Source organism: Kitasatospora sp. NPDC057542 (assembly GCF_042801945.1).
In the GTDB taxonomy this organism is placed as follows: domain Bacteria; phylum Actinomycetota; class Actinomycetes; order Streptomycetales; family Streptomycetaceae; genus Kitasatospora.
The window spans coordinates 67,225-89,606 of the sequence record NZ_JBHVFE010000001.1 but is presented as its reverse complement, the minus strand read 5'-3'; the positions used below and the strand labels follow the sequence as shown (position 1 = coordinate 89,606).

General features: G+C 75.7%; 2 protein-coding genes. Both read right to left on the bottom strand.

What is annotated here, in order from left to right:
* Nucleotides 1-6: 6 nt before the first annotated feature.
* Nucleotides 7-17,277 (bottom strand): amino acid adenylation domain-containing protein, encoded by a 17,271-nt coding sequence (locus ACFU7Y_RS00275; protein WP_380765706.1) that lies wholly within the window; start codon nt 17,275-17,277, stop codon nt 7-9.
* Nucleotides 17,274-22,247 carry an amino acid adenylation domain-containing protein gene (locus ACFU7Y_RS00270; RefSeq protein ID WP_380765705.1) on the bottom strand — a complete coding sequence of 1,658 codons (4,974 nt, stop codon included), beginning with the start codon at nt 22,245-22,247 and terminating at the stop codon, nt 17,274-17,276. The genes ACFU7Y_RS00275 and ACFU7Y_RS00270 overlap by 4 nt, the downstream gene beginning before the upstream one ends.
* Nucleotides 22,248-22,382 lie beyond the last annotated feature (135 nt).

The following is a 22,382-nucleotide window of genomic DNA, read 5'->3' as shown; positions in this document are numbered from 1 at the left end:
AGGGGTTCAGGCCTGGTGGCCGGGTTCGGCCGACAGCGCCCTGACGACGTGCGGTCCGGTGTCTGCGTTGGTCAGGACGACCAGGCCGCTGCCCCGGGCGAGGCCGGCCGCGGCGACGGCGTGGTAGCCGGGCACGGTGCCGCCGTGTCCGTACTCCGTGTCGGAGCCGGTGCCGTCGACGAGCGTGCCGAGTCCGTAGAGCGAGTCCGGGTGGGCGGCGAGCATCTCCGCCGCGGACTCACGGGTGAGCAGCGCCCCGGGGAGCCCCTGGTGGGAGTCGCGCAGCGCGAGGAGCGCGCGGGCCAGGTCGCCCGCGGTGCTCCACAGCCCGGCGGCCGCGGTGTCGGTCCGGCCGTGCCCGGCCGCCCCGGCCCGCTGGACCGGACGGCCGCCGTCGTCGTGACCGGCCGCCGCGGTGGCGGGGAGGTTCCCGTAACCGCTGGAGTGCATGGCGAGCGGCTCCAGGACCAGGCGGCGCAGGACCGTGTCGAAGGGCTCGCCCGTCACGTCCTCCACCAACTGCTGCACGACGGCGTAGTTGGCGTCGGTGCTGCGGAACACCTCCCCGGGAACGGACTCCCGGCGCACGTGCTCCCGCAGCAGATCCGCGAGGGGCTGCCCCGGCTCGCCCGTGTAGGCGGTCAGGCCGGCCCGGTGGCTGAGCAACTGCCGTAGGGTGACCGGCCGTTCGCCGTCGCCCTGGCCGGGGACCCGCCAGCCGGTCAGCCGGTCGTTGACGTCCCCGTCGAGGGTCAGGAGCCCGTCCTCGACGAGCCGGAGCGCCCCGAGCGCGGTGACGAACTTCGACACCGACCCCACGCGGAAGGGCGTCGAGGCCGTGACCGGCTCGCTCTCCCCGGCCCGTAGGACCCCGTACGCCTCGACGCGCGCCACGCGCCCGCCCTCGACGACGGCCAACGACACCCCGGGCACACCGTGCCGCCGCATCAACCGCTCCACCTCCCCCGGCCGCCGGCCCTCGCCGACCGCGCGCCGCGCGGGGGCCGCCGCCGGGGCGGACGGGGCGGACGGGGTGGACGGGGTGGACGGGGTGGGCGCCGGTCCGGTCGACGTCGCCCGGGCCAGTGCCGCGACCGTCGGGTGGCGGTAGATCAGGAGGGCCGTGACCGGAAGGCCGCGCTCGCGGGCCTCGACGATCAGGCGGGGAACCAGCAGGGAGTGGCCGCCCAGGGCGAAGAAGCCGTCGTCACGGCCGACCCGGTCGAGGCCCAGTGCCTCGGCGAACAGCGCCGCCAGGGTCTCCTCGGCCTCGGTGCGCGGGGCGCAGTACGCGACCGCGCGGGCCGCGGCCGCCGCGTCGGGGACGGGGAGGGCGCGCTGGTCCAGCTTGCCGTTCGGGGTCAGCGGGATCGCGTCCAGCGGTGTGAAGCTCGCCGGCACCATGTACTCCGGCAGCCCGGCCGCGCAGTGCGCGGCGAGCACCGCCGCGTCCGCGCCGCCGTCCGGCTCGCGCGGGACCCAGTACGCCGCCAGGCGGACGTCCCCGGGCCTGTCCTCGCGGGCCACGACCACCGCCTGGCGCACCGCCGGGTGTTCCAGCAGTACGGCGGCGGTCTCGCCCGGCTCCACGCGGTAGCCGCGGATCTTGACCTGGTGGTCGATGCGGCCCACGAACTCCAGGCTGCCGTCGGGACGCCGCCGGGCCAGGTCGCCGCTGCGGTAGAGCCGGGCGCCGGGCGGGCCGAACGGGTCCGGCACGAAGCGGTCGGCCGTGAGGGCGGACCGGCCGAGGTAGCCGCGGGCCACCCCCGGACCGCCGACGTGGATCTCGCCGGCGATCCCGATCGGCACCAGGTCGCCCGACGCGTCGAGCAGGTGGATCGTCAGGTCGCTCAGCGGGCGCCCGATCGCGTTCCCGGCGCCGTCCGCGAAGTCGCGCTTCGTGAGCCGGTGGTAGGTGGAGTGCACGGTGGTCTCGGTGATCCCGTACATGTTCACCAGCGCCGTACGGCCCAGCCCGCACCGGTCGACCCACGGCTTCAGCTCGCCGATCTCCAGCTTCTCCCCGGCGAACACCACGGCCCGCAGGGACAGCCGTCCGATCCGCGGGTCGCCGTCCGCGGCGGCCGACACCAGGCCCCGGAAGGCGGTCGGGGTCTGGCTGAGGACGGTGACCTCCTCGTCGACCAGCAGGTCCAGGAAGTCCTCCGGCGAGCGGGTGGTCTCCCGCGGTACGACGACCAGGGTGCCGCCGTGCAGGAGTGCGCCCCACATCTCGAAGACGGACACGTCGAAGGCGTAGGAGTGGGCCATGCTCCACACGTCCGACTCGTCGAAGGCGTAGTGCTCCTGGGCCGTCGTCATCAGCCGTACCACGTTGGCGTGGGTGAGGGCCACGCCCTTGGGGCGGCCGGTCGAACCGGAGGTGTAGATGGTGTAGATCAGGTTCTCCGGGACGGAGACCGGCTCCGGGTCGTGGGCCGGCAGGCCCTTCCCGTCGGCCGCGTCCGCCATGAGGATCCGCTCGCCCTCGTACACCTTGTCCAGCAGCGGGACCAGCTCCGTGCCGGTGACGAGCAGCCGGGCCCCGGCGTCGGCGACGATGTGGCCGAGCCGCTCCACCGGGTTGGCCGGATCGAGCGGCAGGTAGGCCGCACCGGACTTGAGGATGCCGAGCAGCGCCGGGATCACGTCGACGCCGCGCTCCAGGCAGAGGCCGACCAGCTGCTCGGGGACCACGCCCTTGGCCCGCAGGAGGTGGGCGAGCCGGTTGGCGCGCTCGTTGAGCTCCCGGTAGGTCAGCGTGCCGTCGTGGGCGCGGACCGCGACCGCGTCGGGCGTCGCCGCCGCCTGGGCCTCGAACAGCTGGTGGACGAGGTGGGTGGCGGGCTCGGCCGCCGGGCCGCTCGACGCGGAGCCGAGGAGCCGTTCGCGTTCGCCCTCCGGGAGGTGGACGGTACGGGCGTCGCCGTCGAGGCCGGCGGCGATCGCCTCCAGGACCGAGCGGTACATGCCCGCCAGCCGTTGCGCGTGGGCCCGGTCGAGCAGCCGGGTGTCGGAGTGCAGGGAGATCCGGGAGGCGCCGTGCACCTGCACGGAGAGCCCGAACTCGGTCGGTGCCTCGCTGACGCCCGCCGAACCGTCCACGCGCCCGGTGTCCACCTGGTGGAAGTCCACGTAGTTGAAGTGGACGTCGAGCAGGCGGCGGCCGCCGCCCCACTCCCGCTGCACGGCCGGCAGCGGGTAGCGGCGGTGGTCCCAGATCTCGGCCTCCCGCGCGAACACCTGGCGCAGCAGCGCGCCCCAGGTGCGGGCCGTGCGGTCGTGCGGGAACGGCAGGGTGTTCAGCAGCATGCCGACCAGCCGCTCCGCACCGGGGGCCTCCGGCCGGGTGTGGAAGACCACCCCGGTGTGGAAGGCGTCCGCGTCGGTGAGCTGGCCCATCACCTTCAGGTGGGCGGCGAGCATCACCGTCTTGAACGGCACCCCGGCCTCGACGGCGCGGGCGCGCAGCCGGTCGGCGAGGCCGTCGACCGGGACCTGGACGCCGTACGGCTGCGCCGGCCGCGACGGGTCGCCCGCCCACTCGGCGGGCGGTACCAGCGGCGCGTGCCCGGTGGCGACCTTCTCCCAGAAGGCCCGGTCGGCGGCCGACTCCAGCGACTCCAGCTCGCCGGCGATCACGTCCGCGAACCGCACCGGTGTCTGCGGGTACGGGGCGGCGGCGCCGCCGTCGCGGATCTCCCGGTAGGCGTCGAGGAGTTCGCGCTGGAGCGTGTGCTGGCTCCAGCCCTCCAGGATCACGTGGGACTGGGTGAAGGTCATCCACCAGGTGCTCTCGCTCTCCCGGTGCGCGGCGACCCGCAGCAGCGGCGCCGTGCCGAGCTCGAACAGCGCGGCGCGCTCGGCGGCGACGAACTCCAGGAGGGCCCGCTCCAGTTCGGTACGGTCCAGACCGCGCAGGTCGTGGACGGCGACCGGCACCTCGGCGTCGGCGTGCACCACCTGGAGCGGCACCGAGTATCCGGTGATCCGCATCGAGGTGCGCAGGACCTCGTGCCGGGCGGTGACGGTCCGTACGGCCTGTTCGAGGGCCTGGGCGCTGAACGGGCCGTCGTCGTGGTACCGCAGGCTGACCACGGTGTGGTAGGCGCCCCGGTCGGTGTCACCGAGCTGCTCGGCCACCATGGCGAGCTGCGTCTGCGACAACGGGTAGGCGTCGACGGCGTCGACGGGCAGTGCGGCCCGGTCGGCGGCGTCGAGCAGCGCGAACGGCGCGACCCCGGTCGGCACGGTCGCGGTACCCGCCGGACCGGCCGGGTCCGCGGGGGCGGTGTGGACGGCGAGCGCGGCGATCGTGCGGTGCGTGAACACGTCCCGCACCGAGACGCGGTGGCCCGCGCCCCGCAGCGCTCCCACCAGGGCCACGGCCCGCAGGGAGTCGCCGCCGGAGTCGAAGAAGTCGTCCTCGACGCCCGGTTCGGCGACACCGAGGACCCGCGCCCACAGCTCGGCGACGGCAGCCTCCGCGGGAGTGCGGGGAGCGGTCCCGCCGCCCGTGGCATCGGCCTCCGGGGCGGGCAGCGCCTTGCGGTCGGCCTTGCCGTTCGGGGTCAGCGGCAGGGCGTCCAGGAGCACCACGGCCGAGGGCACCATCGCCGCGGGCAGGAACGTGCCGAGCTCGGCGCGGAGCCCGGCCGGCTGCGGTTCGGCGCCGGCGGCGGGCACCAGGTACGCCACCAGGCGCCGCACGCCCGGGACGTCCTCGCGGACCGCGGCGACGGCCGCGGACACGTCCGGCCGTTCGGTCAGCAGGGCCTCGATCTCGCCGAGTTCCATGCGGACGCCGCCGATCTTGACCTGGTGGTCGACGCGGCCCAGGAACTCCAGGCTGCCGTCGGCGTTCCAGGCCGCGACGTCGCCCGTGCGGTAGAGCCGGGAGCCGGCCGGGCCGAACGGGTCCGGGAGGAACTTCTCGGCGGTCAGGCCGGGGCGGCCGCCGTAGCCGCGGGTCACCCCGGCTCCGGCGACGTACAGCTCACCGGGCGCGCCGACCGGTACCGGTTCGAGCCTCCGGTCGAGCACGTGGAGGCGGGTGTTGCGCACCGGGTGGCCGATGGTGACCCGCAGGCTCCCGATCGGGTCGCCGGAGCCGATCCTGGCGTGGGTGACGTCGTCGGAGCACTCGGTGGGTCCGTAGGCGTTGACGAGCGGGATGCCCGGGAAGCGGGCGAACCAGCGGCGGGCGAGGTCCGGCGGCAGCGCCTCCCCGGTGACCACCATCCAGCGCAGGAAGGGCAGTTCGAGCGCGAGGGCGCCGGTGTCCCAGGCGTCGAGCGCGGCCCGCAGCAGCGCGGGTACGACTTCGAGGACGGTGACCCGCTCCGCGGCGGCGCGTGGGAACAGTTCCAGCGGGTCGGCCGCCGTGTCCCGGTCCTCGACGTGGATCCGGCCGCCCGCGGCGAGCGGGGCGAGCATCTGCCACACCGAGATGTCGAACGCGAGCGGGGCGTTGTGGACCACGCTGTCCCACGGGGTGAGGTCGAGGTCCTCGATCTTGGCCATCAGGTGGTTGCCCATGCCGCCGCGGGGCACCTGCACGCCCTTGGGCCGGCCGGTGGAGCCGGAGGTGTAGATGACGTACGCGAGGTTGTCCGGGTCCGCCGTCGGCTCCGGGTCGGTGTCGGGCAGGCCCGCCCACGGCGCGGCCGGGACCTCGTCCAGGATCCCGTCGAGCGAGACCTCCGCCGGGCGGCCCTGCGCCGCCTGCGCGTCCGGTCCGTCCTCGGTGAGCAGCAGCCGCACTCCGGCGTCCGCGATCAGGAAGCCGAGCCGCTCGGCCGGGTACGCCGGGTCGAGCGGCAGGTAGGCGCCGCCCGCCTTCAGCACGGCGAGGACGGCGACGACCGTTCGTGCCGACCGCTCGGCCCGCAGGCCGACCAGGGTGTCCGGGCCGACGCCCAGGGCGCGCAGCCGGTGCGCGAGCCGGTTGGCCCGGGCGTTGAGCCCGCCGTACGTGAGCTTCACCCCGTCGGCCGTCAGCGCGGTCCGGCCGGGGGTCAGGGCAGCGTGCCGGGCGAACTCCCGCTCCGGGGCGAGGGTCACGGGTTCGGTGTCCGTCCGGTTCCACGCCGCGAGCCGCTCCCGGTCGGCCTGGGCGAGCAGGGCTGCCCCGGCGTCGCCGTCCGGGTCGGCGGCCATCCGTTCCAGGACGGTGCGGTACATCTGCGCGAGCGCGTCGCCGCGCTCGCGGGAGACGATCCCGGTGCGGGTCTTGAGCGTCAGGCCCTCGCCGGAGGTGTTCACCTCCAGGTCGAACTCGGTGGCGCCCGCGCCCAGCGTGGTGGCGACGTCCACCGCCCCCTCGTCCACGACGTGGAAGTTCTGGTAGTTGAAGATCACGTCGATGAGGCGGTCGCCGCCCGCCTCCCGCTGGATCTCCGGGAGCGGGAAGCGGCGGTGCTCCCACATCGCGGTCTCCCGCGCGAAGACCGCGCCGACCAGCTCCCGCCAGGTGCGGGCGGTCCGCTCGTACGGGAAGGGGAGGGTGTTGACGTACATGCCGTACACCCGGTCGGCGCCGACGGCCTCGGGGCGGGTGTCGCAGATCAGACCGGTCTGGAAGGTCTCCTCGTCGGTGAGCCGGGCCAGCACCGACAGGTGGGCGGCGAGCAGCACGCTCTTGAGGGAGGCCCCGGCGGCGGACGCCAGGGCGCGCAGGGACGGCTCCAGGTCGCGCAGCGGCACCGACAGGTCGTAGCTCTCGTCCGCCTCGTGCGAGGGCGCCTGCCAGGCGGCCGGCAGGACGAGCCGCGGGTGGCGGGAGACGGTGTCCCGCCAGAACGCCCGGTCCCGTTCCGAAGCGAGCGCGTCCAGCTCCGCCGCCACGGTGTCGGCGAAGCGGACCGCGGCCGGGGGCGGCGCGGCCTGCTCGCGGCCGTCGCGCAGCTGCGCGTAGGCGCCGATGATCTCCATCAGCATCGCGTGCTGGCTCCAGCCCTCGGTGACGGCGTGGGACTGGGTCAGGCCCAGCCACCAGCCGTCCTCCTCGGTGTGGGCGCAGACCCGCCACAGCGGCCGGCCGGCCTCCACGTCGAAGAGCGTGGCGCGCTCGTCGGCGAGGAAGGCCTCCAGCGCCTCCCGGCGCCGCGCGCCCGGCTCCCCCGCCTCGCACAGGTCGCGCACGGTCACGTCGACATCCGCCTCGGCGTGGACGAGCTGGACCGGTACGGAGAAGGTGGTGAGGTCGAAGGAGGTGCGCAGCACGTCGTGGCGGGCCGCGACCACGGCCACGGCGCGCCGCAGGGCCACCGCGTCGAACTCCGCGGCGTCCCGGACCCGGTAGAGCGCGGCATGGTGGTAGGCCGCGCCGCCGTCCCCGCCCGGGGGCGGTCCGGCGAGCATCTCGACGACCATGCCGGTCTGCACCTGGGTCATCGGGTACGCGTCGTCGAGGCCGTCGGGCAGGGCCGCCCGGTCCGCCTCGGACAGCAGGGCGAACGGCTGCACCGAGCCCGCGGGGGCGGCCGGAGCGGGCCGGCCGGTGATCAGCTCGGCGATCCCGGCGATCGTGCGCCGGGCGAACAGGTCGCGTACGGAGACGTCGAACCCGGCCGCCCGGACGGCACCGACCAGGGCGACGGCGCGGATGGAGTCGCCGCCGAGGTCGAAGAAGCCGTCCTCGACACCGAACCGGTGGGGCTCCAGGCCGAGCGTGTCGGCCCAGATCTCCGCCAGCCGCGCCTCGACCGGCGTCCGGGGGGCGATGCCGCCCGTGGCGCCGATCGCCCGGTCGGAGTCGGCGGGCAGCGGCAGCGCGTCCCGGTCGAGCTTGCCGTTGCCGGTGAGCGGGATCCGCTCCAGCTCCACGCAGGCCTCGGGCAGCATGTACGCGGGCAGCTCCCGCGCGAGGTGGTCGCGCAGCTCGGCGGCGGGCGGCAGGTGCGCGCCGCCGGGGACGGCGTACGCGACGATCCTGCGCTCGCCGGGGGTGTCCTCGCGGAGCACCACCCGGGCCTGGGCGACACCCGGGTGGGCGGCCAGGCGGGCCTCGATCTCGCCGAGTTCGATGCGGTAGCCGCGCAGCTTGACCTGCTGGTCGGCGCGGCCCCGGTATTCGAGGGTTCCGTCGGCGAGCCGGCGCACCACGTCCCCGGTCCGGTAGAGCCGGGAGCCGGGCGGGCCGAACGGGTCGGGGACGTACCGGTCCGCGGTCAGCGCGGGGCGGCCCAGGTAGCCGTGGGCGAGACCCGCGCCGCCGACCAGGAGTTCGCCCGGGACACCGGTGGCGACGGGCCGCAGCGCGGCGTCGACGACGTACGCCCGGCTGCGCGGGATCGGGGTGCCGATCGGTACCGAGGCCGCGTCGGGGGCGAGGGCGGTGATGTGGTGGGTGGTGGAGAAGGTGGTGTTCTCGGTCGGCCCGTAGCCGTTGAGGAGCCGGCCGGGGGCGCCGCCCGCGAGGACGGCGCGGACCGTGACCGGGTCCAGGGCCTCGCCGCCGATCAGGACGGTGCCGACACCGGCGACGGCGTCCGGGACGCGCGCCACGGTGTGGTTGAACAGCGAGGCGGTCTGCCACAGGTGGGTGACGCCGTGCGTGCGCAGCGCGGTGGAGAGCGACTGCGGGTCCAGGACGGTCTCGCGGTCGAGGACCACGATCCGGCCGCCGTTCAGGAGCGGACCCCACAGTTCCAGGGTGGCGGCGTCGAAGGAGATGGAGCTGGCGTGCGCGAACCTCGTGCGGGCGCCGAGCGCCAGGTGGGCGGCGTCCCGGACGAGCCGGACGACGGCCCGGTGCGGGACGGCGACGGCCTTCGGGGTTCCGGTGGAGCCCGAGGTGGACATCACGTACGCGAGGTGTTCGGGTCCCACCGGGGCGCCGGGCCGGCCGGCGGCGGGCTCCGGGAGGGTGTCCGCGTACAGCACCGGGCCCGTCCAGCCAGGCACCCGGTCCGCCAGGCCGGTGGTGGTGACCAGGGCGGCGGCACGCGCGTCGGAGGCCAGGAAGGCGAGTCGCTCCGCCGGGTACTCGGGGTCGAGCGGCAGATAGGCCGCGCCCGCCTTGAGGACGCCGAGGAGGACGGCGACCAGGGCGGCGGAGCGCTCCAGGCAGACGCCGACGACCGCGCCCGGGACGACCCCGGCGCGCGCCAGGCCGTCGGCGACGGCGGTGGCGCGGGCGTCCAGTCGGGCGTAGGTGAGGGCGAGGCCGGTGGACCCACCGGTCCCGTCGGGGCCGGCGGGACGGTCCTCGGTCAGGGCGACGGCGTCCGGCGTCTCGGCGGCGCGCGCCTCGAACTCGCCGTGCACGGTGGTGACAGGGGCCGCGGCCTCCGTGGCCGCGCCGCTGAACTCCCCTACCTCACGGTCCAGTTCCCCGGCCGGCAGGTGGTGGTCCGCGCGGGCCGGTCCGGCGGCACCGGTCGCGGCCATCGACTCCAGGACCGAGCGGTACATCGCGGCCATCACGTCGGCGCGGTCCTGCGACAGCGCGTGGGTGTCGGAGCGCAGGCTGACCACTCCGGCGAGGGTGGTGACCCAGAGCGAGAACTCGGTGGAGCTGCTGTTGATGCCGTTGCCCTCGTCCTCGGCGCTGTCGTGGCCGGCCGCGTCGAAGTCGAGGTGGCTGTAGAGCACGTCGACGAGACGGCGCCCGCCGCCCCACTCGCTCTGGATCGCGGGCATCGGGTAGGTCCGGTGCGGCCAGGCCTCGGTCTCCCGGGCGAAGACCCGCCGGGCGAGCTCGCCCCAGGTGGCCGGGGCCGGCTCCGAGGGGAACGGCAGCGTGTTGAGGTACATGCCGAGGAGCCGGTCAGCGCCGGGGGCCTCCGGGCGGGTGTGGCCGACGAGACCGGTGAAGAACTCCGTCTCGTCGGTGAGCCGGCCGAGGACCGTCAGGTGGGCGGCGAGCAGCACGCTCTTGAGCGGCACGCCGGCGTCGGCGGCCAGGGCGCGCAGCCCCGGGGTGAGGTCGGCGTACGAGCACCCGGAGGCGACCGGCCGGGCAGGGGCCGAGGTGTCCCCGGCCCAGGCGGACGGCAGTGCGAAGCCGCTGCGTCCGCCGACGACGGACGCCCAGTAGGCGCGGTCCTCCGCCGAGTCGAGCGCGGTGAGTTCGGCGGCGACGGCGTCGGCGTAGCGGAGCGCGGGCGGCTCGGCGCTCACGGCGACCGGCTCCCGGCCGTCCCGCAGGGCCCGGTAGTGGTCCACGAGTTCGGCGAGCAGGGCGTGGTAGCTCCAGCCCTCCAGGATCGCGTGGTGCTTGGTGAAGGAGCAGCGCCAGGAGTCCTCCCCCTGGACGTGGACGTGCACGCGCAACAGCGGTCCGTCCGACGCCAGGTCGAAGGGGGTGGAGCGCTCGGCGGCGGTGAAGGCGGCGAGCGCGTCGCGGCGGCCGTCCTCGTCGAGCCCGGACAGGTCGGTCAGCCCGCAGGGGACGGCGGGCTCGGCGTGCACCAGCTGGAGCGGCACCGAGTAGGCGGTCAGGTCGAAGGAGGTGCGCAGGATGTCGTGGCGGGCCACGACCGTCCGCAGCGCCTCCCGGAACACGGCGGCGTCGAACGGCCGCTCGTCGCGCAGCAGGAACGAGGTGACGTCGTGGTAGTGGTGGGGGCCGTCGCCGGTGATGCTCTCGACGGCCATGCCGAGCTGGTTGAGCGAGAGCGGGTAGGCGTCGGCGAGGCCGGCGGGCAGGGCCGCCCGGTCCGCCTCGGTCAGCAGGGCGAACGGGGCGACGGCGGGCAGGGCCCCGGTGGGCGCGGGGCGGCCGGTGAGCCGTTCGCAGAGCGCGGCGACCGTCCGGCTCTCGAAGACGTCGCGAACCGTGACGTCGTACCCGGCGGTGCGCAGCGCGCCGACCAGGCCGACGGCCTTGATGGAGTCGCCGCCCAGGTCGAAGAAGCTGTCCAGGACGCCGATGCGCGCGGTGCCGAGGGCGGCGCCCCACACGGCGGCGACCTTCTCCTCCGCAGCGGTGCGCGGGGCGGTGAAGGCGGTGGCGCGGTCGGTCGCGGCCGGGGCGGGCAGGGCCCGCCGGTCCAGCTTTCCGTTGGGGGTCAGCGGCAGCCGGTCGAGGGTCAGGAAGGCCGCGGGGACCATGTGGTCGGGCAGCAGCGCCGCGCAGTGCGCGCGCAGCTGCGCGGCGTCGGGACCGTCGGCACCGGTGGTCCCGTCGGAGGCGACGAGGTACGCCACGAGGCGGCGGTCGCCCGGGGTGTCCTCGCGGACCACGGTACGGGCCTCGGCGACTGCGGGATGGGCGCCGAGGACCGCGTCGATCTCGGCGGGTTCGACGCGGTGGCCGCGGACCTTGACCTGGTCGTCACCGCGGCCGAGGAACTCCACGTCGCCGCCAAACAGGACCCGTGCGAGGTCGCCGGTGCGGTAGAGGCGGGCTCCCGCCGGGCCGTACGGGTCGGGGACGAAGCGGTCGGCGGTCGCCCCGGGGCGGCCCGCGTAGCCGCGGGCGAGGCCGGGCCCGCCGATGTACAGCTCGCCGGTGACCCCGGTGGGCACGGGCCGCATCCGGCCGTCCAGGACGTACTGGCAGGTGCCCGGGACGGGGCGCCCGACGGGCACGGTCTCGCCCTCGGGGGTGTGCGCCGCGGTGACGCGGTACACGCTGTTGCCGACGGTGATCTCCGTGGGCCCGTACTCGTTGACGACCCGGCCGCCGCCGAGCGCGGCGCACCAGTGCGCGGCGGCCCGGGTGGGGAGGGCCTCACCGCCGACGACGAGGACGGGGGTCAGGCCCTCGGCGCGGCCGTCGGTCAGCTGGTGGGCGAGCATCTCCAGGTGTCCGGGGGTGAGCTTGACGAAGCCGTACGGGCCGGAGCCGACGAGCCAGTCACCCAGCTCGGACAGGTCGCGGCCGGGGCCGAAGAGGTGCACGGCGCCGCCCGCGAGGAGCGGGGCGTACAGCGTGGGCACGACGAGGTCGAAGGCGACCGAGGAGAACAGCGGGGCGTTCGTGGAGGGGCCGGCGCCGAGGTAGTCGTCGACCGCGAAGGCGAGGTATCCGGCAAGGCTGCGGTGCGAGATCTGGACACCCTTGGGCCGGCCGGTGGAGCCGGAGGTGTAGATGACGTACGCCAGGCTGTCCGGATCGGTGCCCGCCCGGCCGGCGGTGGACTCCTCGGCCGCCGGGGGGAGTTCCCCGTCCACGAGGAGCACCGGGCCGTCGAAGACCCGGGCGGCGAGCTCCGCGTGGGCCGTGTCCGTCAGCAGCACGGGCGCACCGGCGTCGGCGAGGACCGCGCGCAGCCGCTCGGCCGGCCAGGAGGTGTCCATCGGCACGTACGCGGCGCCGGCCCGCCAGGTGCCGGTCAGCGCGGGCAGCAGCTCCGGCGTGCGGTCGAGCAGGACGCCCACGACGCTCTGCTCCGGGCCCGCGCCGACACCGGCGCCGCGCAGGGCCTGTTCGATCCGGGCGGACCACAGGGCCAGCCCCGCGTGGTCGAGGACCGCCCCGTCGGCGACCACGGCGGGCGCGTCGGGGGTACGGGCGGCCCGGGCCGCGAGGAGTTCGGGCACGCACGCCCCGGCGGGCTCCCCCGGGGTGTGCGCCCAGTCGCCGAGGAGCAGGGCGCGCTCCGGCGCGGGCAGCAGGTCGGCCCGGGCGTCCCCGTCCGGGTCGGCCGCCATCGACTCGAGCACCGCCCGGTACAGGGCGGCCAGCCGGTCGAGGGCGTCGTCGGAGAGCGCCTGGCGGGACGCGGTGAGGAAGATGTGGCCGGACCGTGCGGAGACGGTCAGCGGGAACTCGGTGGGGCTGTCGTCGAGGCCCTCGGTGTGGTCGACCGTCTCGGGGTCGACCTGCCGGAAGTCCTGGTAGTTGAAGTACACCTCCAGGAGCCGTCCGCCGTCGCCCCAGGCGCTCTGGATGGCGGGGAGCGGGAAGCGGCGGTGCGCCCACAGGCCGGCCTCGCGGTCGAAGACCCGGCGGACCAGCGTCCGCCAGGTGCCCGCGGTGCGGTCCATGACGAACGGCAGGGTGTTGAGGTACATGCCGAGGACGCGGTCGGCGCCGACGGCCTCCGGGCGGGCGTCGCAGACCAGACCGGAGTGGAAGGAGTCCTCCTCGGTGAGCCGGGCCAGCACGCTCAGGTGCGCGGCGAGGAGCACGCTCTTGAGGGAGCCGCCCGCCTTCTGCGCCAGGCCCCGCAGGGCGGGCTCCAGGTCCCGCCAGTCGGTGGCCCGCTGCACGGTCCCGGCCGGCTCGTCCGCCGCGGGACGCCAGGGAGCGGGCAGCGTGAACGGCGCGTGGGAGGTGACGACGTGCTTCCAGTAGGCGCGGTCCTCCGCGCTGTCCAGGGCGGCCAGCTCGCCGGCGACGAAGTCGGCGAACCGCAGGTCGGGGGCGTCGAACGGCTCCACCTCGCGTCCGTCGCGCACCGCCCGGTAGACGGTGAGCAGTTCCATCAGCAGCGAGTGGTGGCTCCACCCCTCCAGCAGCGGGTGGCACTCGGTGACCGACAGCCACCAGCCGCCGTCCCCGGTGACATGGGCGAAGAACCGCATCAGCGACGGGGTGCCGAGGTCGAAGAGGCGGGCCCGCTCCCGCGCGGAGTGGGCGAGCAGCTCCGCCCGCACCTCCTCGGCGCCCCGACCGCTCAGGTCCTGGTGGCCGAGGGGGAGTTCGGCGCCGGCGTGCACGATCTGCAGCGGGGTGCTGTAGCCGGTCAGGTCCATGGAGGTGCGCAGGGCCTCGTGCCGCGCGGTGACGACGCGCCCCGCCTCGGCCATCGCCGCGGGGTCGTAGGGCTGCTCGTCGCGGATCCGGAACGCGGAGACGTTGTGGTAGAGGTTGCGCCCGCCGTCGCCGGTCAGCATCTCGATGAGCATGCCCAGCTGGTTCTGCGAGAGCGGGTAGGCGTCGGTGGCGTCGGCGGGCAGCAGCGCCCGGTCGGCCTCGCCGATCAGCTCGAAGGGCGCGACCCGGGTCTGCGCCGGTGCGGCGGGCCGGCCGGTGACGAGTTCGGCGACGCCGGCGACCGTGCGGTGGGCGAAGACGTCGCGGACGGCGATGTCGAAGCCGGCCGCGCGCAGGGCACCGACGAGGGCGACGGCGCGGATGGAGTCACCGCCGAGCTCGAAGAAGTCGGCGTGCACGCCGGTCCGGCCGGTGCCGAGGACCTGCGACCAGACCGCGGCGACCTGCTCCTCGACGGGGGTGCGCGGGGCGGTGGTGTCCAGGCCGGCGGTTCCGGCGGCGGCGTCCGGCGCGGGCAGCGCCCGCTGGTCCAGCTTGCCGTTGGTGGTCAGCGGGACGGCGTCGAGGACCGCGATCGCGGCCGGCACCATGTACTCGGGCAGCGAGCGGCCCAGGGCCGTCCGCAGCGCGCGGACGTCGGTCGCGCCGGGGACCTCGGGGACGACGTAGCCGGTGAGCCTGCGGTCTCCGGGGGTGTCCTCGCGGACGACGACGACGGCCTGCCGCACACCGTCGAGCGCGGCCAGGGCCGACTCGATCTCGCCCAGCTCGATCCGGTAGCCGCGGATCTTCACCTGGTGGTCGATGCGGCCGAGGAACTCCAGGCCGCCGTCGGCCCGCCGTCGGGCCAGGTCGCCGCTGCGGTACATCCGCGCACCGGCCGGTCCGTACGGGTCGGGCACGAAGCGTTCGGCGGTCAGCGCCGGCCGGCCGAGGTAGCCGCGGGCGACGCCCGGCCCGGCGACGTGGATCTCGCCCGGCACGCCGACCGGCACGAGTCGGCCGGTCTGGTCGAGGAGCCGGATCCGCAGGTCGCTCAGGGGGGTGCCGACCCGGTTGGGAGCGGACCGGTCCAGGTCGGCGGCGGTGACCCGGTAGAAGGTGGAGTGGACCGTGGTCTCGGTGATGCCGTACATGTTGATCAGGGCGGGCGCGTCGAGGCCCATCCGGTCGGTCCACGGCCGCACTTCGGCGACCTCCAGCTTCTCGCCCGCGAACACCACGTGCCGCAGCACCAGGCGTCCGATGCGCGGGTCGCCGTCGGCGGCGGCCGCGACGAGCGAGCGGAAGGCCGTCGGGGTCTGGCTGAGCACCGTCACACCGGTGTCGGCGAGGAGCTCCAGGAAGTCGTCCGGGGAGCGGGTCACGCCGTGCGGGACGACGACGAGGGTGCCGCCGTGCAGGAGCGCGCCCCACATCTCGAAGACGGAGACGTCGAACGCGTAGGAGTGGGCCATGCTCCACACGTCGGTGCCGTCGAAGCCGTAGCGCTCGCGCGCGGTGCGCATCAGCCGGGCGACGTTGGTGTGGGTGAGCGCGACGCCCTTGGGGCGACCGGTCGAACCCGAGGTGTAGATGGTGTAGATGAGGTTGTCCGGGGTCGCGGACGGCTCCGGCCGGTGGGCCGGGGCGGCGGCGACGGCCGCGGCGCCCCCGCCGTCACCGTCTCCGTCTCCGTCTCCGTCGAGGACGAGGAGCGGTCCGTCATGGACTCCGTCCAGTGCGGCGACGAGCGCGGTGCTGGTCACGACGAGCCGGGCCCCGGCGTCGGAGACCACGTACGCCAGCCGGTCACCGGGGTTGGCCGGGTCGAGCGGCAGGTAGGCCGCGCCGGACTTGAGGATGCCGAGCAGCGCGGGCAGCAGCAGCGGGCCGCGCTCCAGGCAGAGGCCGACCAGTTGTTCCGGACCGGCGCCGAGCGCGCGCAGGTGGTGGGCGATCCGGTTGGCCCGCTCGTCCAGTTCCCGGTACGTGAGCGTCTCGGCGCCGGCGACGACGGCGGTCGCGTCGGGGGTCCGGTCGGCCTGCCGCTCGAACAGCTCGTGGACGCAGGCGGTCACCGTCTCCTCGGCGCCGGGCCCGTCCGGAGCGGCCTCGGTCACCACCGCGTACTCGGCGGGGTCGAGGAGTTCGAGGTCGCTGACGGGGACGTCCGGGCGGCGCACGGCGTCGTCGAGGAGCCGGGCGAAGTGCCGGGCCATCCGGCCCACCGTCTCCTCGTCGAACAGTGCGGTGGCGTACTGGAGTTCGGCGTCGAAACCACCGTCGGCGCGCCCCCGCACCCGCAGGGACAGCTCGTTCTTGGAGATCCCGTCGCTGTCCAGGAACGGCTCGACCGTCAGCCCCGGCAGATCGAAGGCGGCCAGCCGGTCCTCGTGCAGGGTGAAACCCACCTGGTACAGCGGGGTGCGCGAGAGGTCGCGCTGCGGCTGGAGTTCGTCCACGAGCCGGGCGAAGGGCACGTCCTGGTGGTCGAAGGCGTCGAGGACGGTGGTGCGGGCCCGGTCCAGGAGCTCGGCGAAGCTCGCCCCGTCCGTCCATCGGGCGCGCAGCACCAGGGAGTTGATGCCGTAGCCGATCAACCGCTGGAGCTCCGGCCGGGTCCTTCCGGAGACCACGGTGCCCACGGGCACGTCGGTGCGCCCGGTGTAGCGCGCCACCAGCACCTGGAAGGCCGTCAGCAGCACGGCGAAGGGGGTCGTGTCGTGGGCGAGGGCCAGTGCCCGCACCCGCTCCCCGACGCCCTCCGGCAGCGGGCAGGGCTCCTCGGCGCCCCGGTGGTCGCGGACGGCGGGCCGCGGCCGGTCGGTGGGCAGCTCCACCGGCTCGATGCCGGCGAGCTCCCGCCGCCAGTGGCCGAGCTGGCGCTCCAGCCGGGCCCCGGTCAGCTCCGCCCGCTGCCAGGCGGCGTAGTCGGCGTACTGGAGCGAGGGCGCCGGCAGGCCGGCCTCGCGTCCCTCGACGTGCGCCGTGTAGAGCGCGGACAGCTCGCCGGCGAAGAGCTGCGTCGACCAGGCGTCGCAGGCGATGTGGTGGAAGACGACGGCCAGGACGTGGTCGTCGTCGGCCAGCCGCAACAGGCGGCCGCGCACCGGCAGGTCGTGCGCCAGGTCGAACGGCGTCGCCAGCTCGGCGGCGAGCGCCGCGTGCGCCAGGCGCTCGACCGCGGCCGGGCCGCCGTCCGCTCCCCGGCCGGCCTGTCCGGCCTCCCCCGCCCGGAGGTCCAGGAGGGGCAGGCCGGCCGGGCGGGCCGCCTCGACGATCTGTACGGGCTCGGCGCCGTCCGTCGCGTAGCGGGTCCGCAGGATCTCGTGGCGGGCGCAGACCTCGTCGAAGGCCCGCTCCAGCGCCGCCGTGTCCAGGGTCCCGCGCAGCCGCAGCACCAGCGGCACCAGGTACTCGGTGCTCTCCGGCTCCAGCCGGTTCAGGAACCACATCTGCTGCTGGCCGGGCGAGAGCCGCAGCGGCCCGGACCGGTCCGCCGCGGGGATCACCCCGCGGCCGCGGGCCGGTCCGCGGCCGCCGGCGAGCCGGCGCCGCAGCATTTCCTCGCGGGCTTGCGCGCCGAGGGCCGTCGGCTGTGCCCCGTGCTCGATGGTCATGCCTGCTGCTCCTCGTCGAAAAGCTCGTCGATCTGGGCGCGTATCGCGTCCTCGACCGCCTGTGCCTGGCCCGCCACGGTCGGGTGCTCGAACACCGTGCGGACCGGCAGGTGGATGTCGAACTCCTCCTGGAGCTCGGCGATCAGGCGGATGGCGAGGATGGAGTTGCCGCCGGTGCGGAAGAAGTGGTCGTGCGGGCCGGCCTCGCGGCCGAGGACGTCCTGCCAGATCTCGGCGATGCGCTGCCCGGCGACGCTCCACTCGGCGGCCGTTCCGTCGGCCGGGGAGCCGTCCGGGGCCGCCGGGTCGGGCAGCGCCGACCGGTCGAGCTTGCCGTTGGCGTTCAGCGGGATCTCCGGTACGGCGAGGAGCACGGGCGGGACCATGTAGTCCGGCAGCTGCCCGGCGCAGTGGGCCCGCAGCTCCTCGCCGGTCGGCGGGCGCTCGTCGTCCGCGGCCACCGTGTAGGCGACCAGGCCGAGTTCGCCGGAGGCCGCCCGGTGGGTGACCACCACGGCGTCGCGCAGCCGCGGGTGGGAGGCGAGGACGGCGCGGATCTCGCCGAGCTCGATGCGGTGGCCGCGGATCTTGACCTGGTCGTCGCCCCGGCCGAGGAAGTCCACGGCGCCGCCGGGCAGCCACCGCACCAGATCGCCGGTGCGGTAGAGGCGGGCTCCCGCCGGGCCGTACGGATCGGGGACGAAGCGGTCGGCGGTCAGGGCCGGCCGGCCGAGGTAGCCGCGGGCCACCCCGGTGCCGCCGACGTGGAGTTCGCCGGTGGCGCCCAGGGGCACCTCGCGCAGGTCGGCGTCGAGGACCCGCATCACCATGCCCGGCAGCGGGGAGCCGATCGGGACGACGCCGTCCGTGACCGGGGCGGTCAGCGGATGGACGCAGGTGCCGACGGATGCCTCGGTCGGGCCGTACTCGTTGACGAGCCCGCCGGGACCGAGGATCCGGGCCCAGCGGTCCGCGAGCGCGCCCTGGAGGGCCTCGCCCGCGACCACGACGACCGGGGCGAGCGCGGCGGCCTCGTCGTCGTCCAGCTGGTGGGCGAGGATCTCCAGGTGGCCGGGGGTCAGCTTCAGGAAGCTGTAGGGGCCGCCGGCGGCGAGCCGCCTGCCGAGCTCCGCCAGATCCAGGTCCGCCGGCAGCAGGTGCACACTCTGCCCGCGCGTCAGCGGTGCCCACAGGTTCGGCACGACGAGGTCGAAGGCGACCGAGGAGAACACGGCGCTGCCGCCGTCGCCCGCCCCGGCGAGGGTCTGCGCGGCCCAGGCGAGGTGGTGGGCGAGGCCCCGGTGCGGGACGCCGACGCCCTTGGGGGTGCCGGTCGAGCCCGAGGTGAAGATCGTGTACGCGAGCCGGTCCTGGTCCGCGGGGACGTCGGGGGCGGACGCCGGAAGGCCCGCGAGGAGGCCCTGCTCGGCGTCGAGGTCGACCACGGTCGGGGCGCCGCCGGCGAGGTGGACGGCGTGCGCGCGCTGCGTCACGACCGTGCCGGCCCCCGCGGCGTCCAGCATCGCGGCGATCCGGGCGGCGGGGAACGCCGGGTCGAGCGGCAGGTACGCGGCGCCCGCCCGCCAGACGCCGAGGAGTGCGGCGTGCAGGTCGGGGCCCCGCTCCAGCAGGACGCCGACGATCGACTCGGGGCCGGCGCCCCGGTCCCGCAGCCGGTGCGCGATCCGGTTGGCGCGGGCGTCGAGTTCGGCGTACGTGAGGGTGAAGCCGTCGCCCCGCACGGCGGTCGCCCCGGGGGTGCGGGCGGCCTGGGCGGCAATCAGCTCGGGCACGGTCAGGCCGGCCGGGAGCGCGGGGGCGCTGCTCCATCGCGCCAGGTCGGCCCGCTCCCGCTCGTCCGCGAGGTCCAGGGCGTCGAGCCGGGTCCCGGGGTCGGCGGCGACGGCCGCGAGGACCCGGGTGAACTGCCCGGCCAGCCGCTCGACGGTGGCCTCGTCGAAGAGCGAGGTCGCGAACTCGAAGGCACCGAAGAGGGAACCGGCCGGGCCGGGCCGCATCATCAGCGTCAGGTCGGTGTGGGCGATGTGCCAGGACGCCTTGAGGTCCTCGGTGCCGGCGCCGTCCCCGGCGGCGGGGACCGGACCGTTGAACTCCTCGCCGTGCAGGTCGAAGGCGACCTGGTAGAGCGGGGTGCGCGACAGGTCCCGGTCCGGGACCAGCTCCTCCACCAGCCGCTCGAAGGGCAGTTCAGGCTGGGCGAAGGCCTCCTTGGCGGTGTCCGCGACCAGGTCGAGGGCCTGGGCGAAGGTGAGCCGGCCGGAGAGGCGGCAGCGCAGCACCAGGCTGTTCAGGAAGAAGCCGACGACCCCTTCGAGTTCGGGCAGGCCGCGCCCGGCCACCGGGGTGCCGATGGACAGGTCCCACTGGCCGCTGTTGCGGCCGAGGACGGTCGCGTACGCGGTCAGCAGGGTCATGAAGGGGGTGGCACCGTGCCGCTTGCCGAGCGCGGTGAGCCCCTCCACCACATCGGCGGGGACGTCGAACAGGGCGGCGGCGCCCTTTCCGTCGCGAACTGCCGGACGCGGCCGGTCGGTGGGCAGCGCCGACTCGGGCGCCCCTTCCAGCCGGCGGCGCCAGTGCGCGAGCCGCGGCGCGAGGGCCTCCTCCGTGAGCCGCTCCCGCTGCCAGACCGCGTAGTCGGCGTACCCGACCGGGAGTTCGGGCAGCCGGGCTTCCTCACCACGTACGGCGGCGGTGACGAGGAGGGCGAACTCGCGCTCCAGAACGCCGCTGGACCAGCCGTCGGTGGTGATGTGGTGCATGGCCAGGCCCAACAGCTGCCCGCCGTCGCCGGTCCGGACGAGGAGGGCGCGCAGCAGCGGGCCGCGCTCCAGGTCGAAGCCCTCGGCCCGGTCGGCCGCGAGCAGCCCGGCGACCTCGCCGCGCGCCGCGGTGGCGGTGCGCACCTCCACCCGGGCCGCCGGTTCGACGACCTGGGCGGGCTCGCCGTCGCCCGCCACGTACCGGGTCCGCAGGATCTCGTGACGGGCGATCAGCGCGTCGACGGCCTGCTGGACGTGGCCGTGTCCGGCCTCGGCGGGGACGTCGAAGACCGTCCAGGAGACCCAGTCGGTCCCGCCGGGGGCGAGCCGGTCGAGGAACCACAGGCCGCGCTGGCCGTAGGAGAGCGGCAGCGGGCCGCCGCGCTCCACCCGCCGGGGTCCGGGCTCGGCCGGGGGTTCGAGGAGCAGGGCCTGCCCCGCGACGGTGGTGGCGGTGAACAGCCTGCGCAGTTGCACGTCGCGGCCGGAGGCGGTGCGCAGCCGGGAGGCGAGCCGGGTCAGCTGCAGGGAGGTGCCGCCGAGTTGGAAGAAGTCGTCGTCGCGGCCGACCTCCTCGCGGCCGAGGACGTCCTGCCAGACCGCGGCCACCAGCTGCTCGGCGGCGGTGGCGGGGCCGCGGTGACGGGCGTCGGGCTGGGTGCCGGGGGCGGGCAGCGCCCGGCGGTCGACCTTGCCGCTGGTGGTGAGGGGGAAGGCGGCCAGTTCGACGAAGACACCGGGGATGTGGGTGGCGGGCAGCCGCTCCTGGAGGAAGCCGCGCAGGTCGGGGAGGGTGGCGCCGTCGCGCAGCCGCACGTAGCCGGCCAGCCGCTTCGCCCCGTCGGGAAGGGCGTACGCGGTCACGACCGCACCGGCGACCGCGGGGTGGGCCGCCAGTTGGGCCTCGACCTCGCCCGGCTCGATCCGGACGCCGTTGATCTTGACCTGGTCGTCGAGGCGGCCCAGGAACTCCAGGACGCCGTCGGCACGCCAGCGGACCCGGTCGCCCGTCCGGTACAGCCGCGAGCCGTCCTTCGCGTAGGGGTCGGGCACGAAGCGGTCCGCGGTGAGGCCGGGGCGCCCGGCGTAGCCGCGGGCCACGCCCACGCCGCCGATGTGCAGTTCGCCGGGGGTGCCCACGCCGACGGGGGAACCGGCTGCGTCGGTGACCAGGAGCCTGGTGCCGTCGATGGGGCGCCCGATGGGGACCGGGCCGGAGGTCTGCGCCGGGTCGAAGCGGTATGCGGCGACGTCGATGGAGCACTCGGTCGGCCCGTACGTGTTCCACAGCTCGGCGGCGGACAGCTCCCGCAGTCGCTGGGCGAGTTCGGCGTGGAGGGGCTCCCCCGCGCAGGTGACGGCGCGCAGCCGGTCGCAGCGCTCCCAGCCGCTCTCCTCGACGAGTGTCCGCAGCACGGACGGGACGACCTGGAGCACGGTCACCGCGCCGTCGCCGACGGCGCGCACCAGGGCGGCCGGGTCGCGCTCGGCGCCGGGCGGGGCGATGACGACGGTGCCGCCGCTGACGAGCGGGGCGAAGATCTCCCAGCAGTGCGCGTCGAAGGTCGGCGCGGTCTTGGCGAGGATCCGGTCGGCGGCGGTCAGCCCGAGGCTGCGGACGGCCCAGCCGATCCGGTTGCCGATGCCCGCGTGGGCCACGACGACGCCCTTGGGCCGGCCGGTGGAGCCCGAGGTGTACAGCACGTAGGCGGCGCAAGCGGGGTCGACGGCGGTCTCGGGGGCGTGGGCGGGCAGGGCGGCGAGGTGCTCGCCGAGTTCGGCCGGGACGACCGGGCGGGCGCCGACGGCGAGCACGGCGTCGGCCGCGTCGGCCGAGGTGACGACCACCTCGGCGCCGGTGTCCTTGATGAGCCAGGCCAGCCGGGCGGCCGGCTGCTCCGGGTCGAGCGGTACGTAGGCGGCGCCCGCCTTCCAGACGGCGAGCAGCGCGGTGACCAGTCCCGCGCCGCGGGGCAGGCAGACGGCGACCGGGACGTCGGGTCCGGCGCCGAGCCCGCGCAGGTGGTGGGCGAGCTGGTTGGCGGCGCGGTCGAGCTCCGCGTAGCCGATGGTCTGACGGCCGTCGACGACGGCGACCGCTCCCGGGGTCCGCACGGCCTGCGCCGCGACGAGGTGGTGGGTGAGGGGGATCTCGTCGGGCGAGTATCCCGTCCGTGGTGCGGACATGACGCTGGCACTCCTAGTGGGATCGCCGGGCGGGCCCCGGGAAACGGTGTGGTCCGGTCTGGCCTGTGCGGTGTGGTGCCCGCGGCCGTACGGACGGCTCGGGGAGAGCCGTGGGACCCGTACGGCACGTCGGGC

Excerpts from the sequence above, each read along its gene's own strand:
- ACFU7Y_RS00275 (WP_380765706.1), bottom strand. The coding sequence starts at position 17,277 with ATGACCATCGAGCACGGGGCACAGCCGACGGCCCTCGGCGCGCAAGCC.
- ACFU7Y_RS00270 (WP_380765705.1), bottom strand. The coding sequence starts at position 22,247 with ATGTCCGCACCACGGACGGGATACTCGCCCGACGAGATCCCCCTCACC.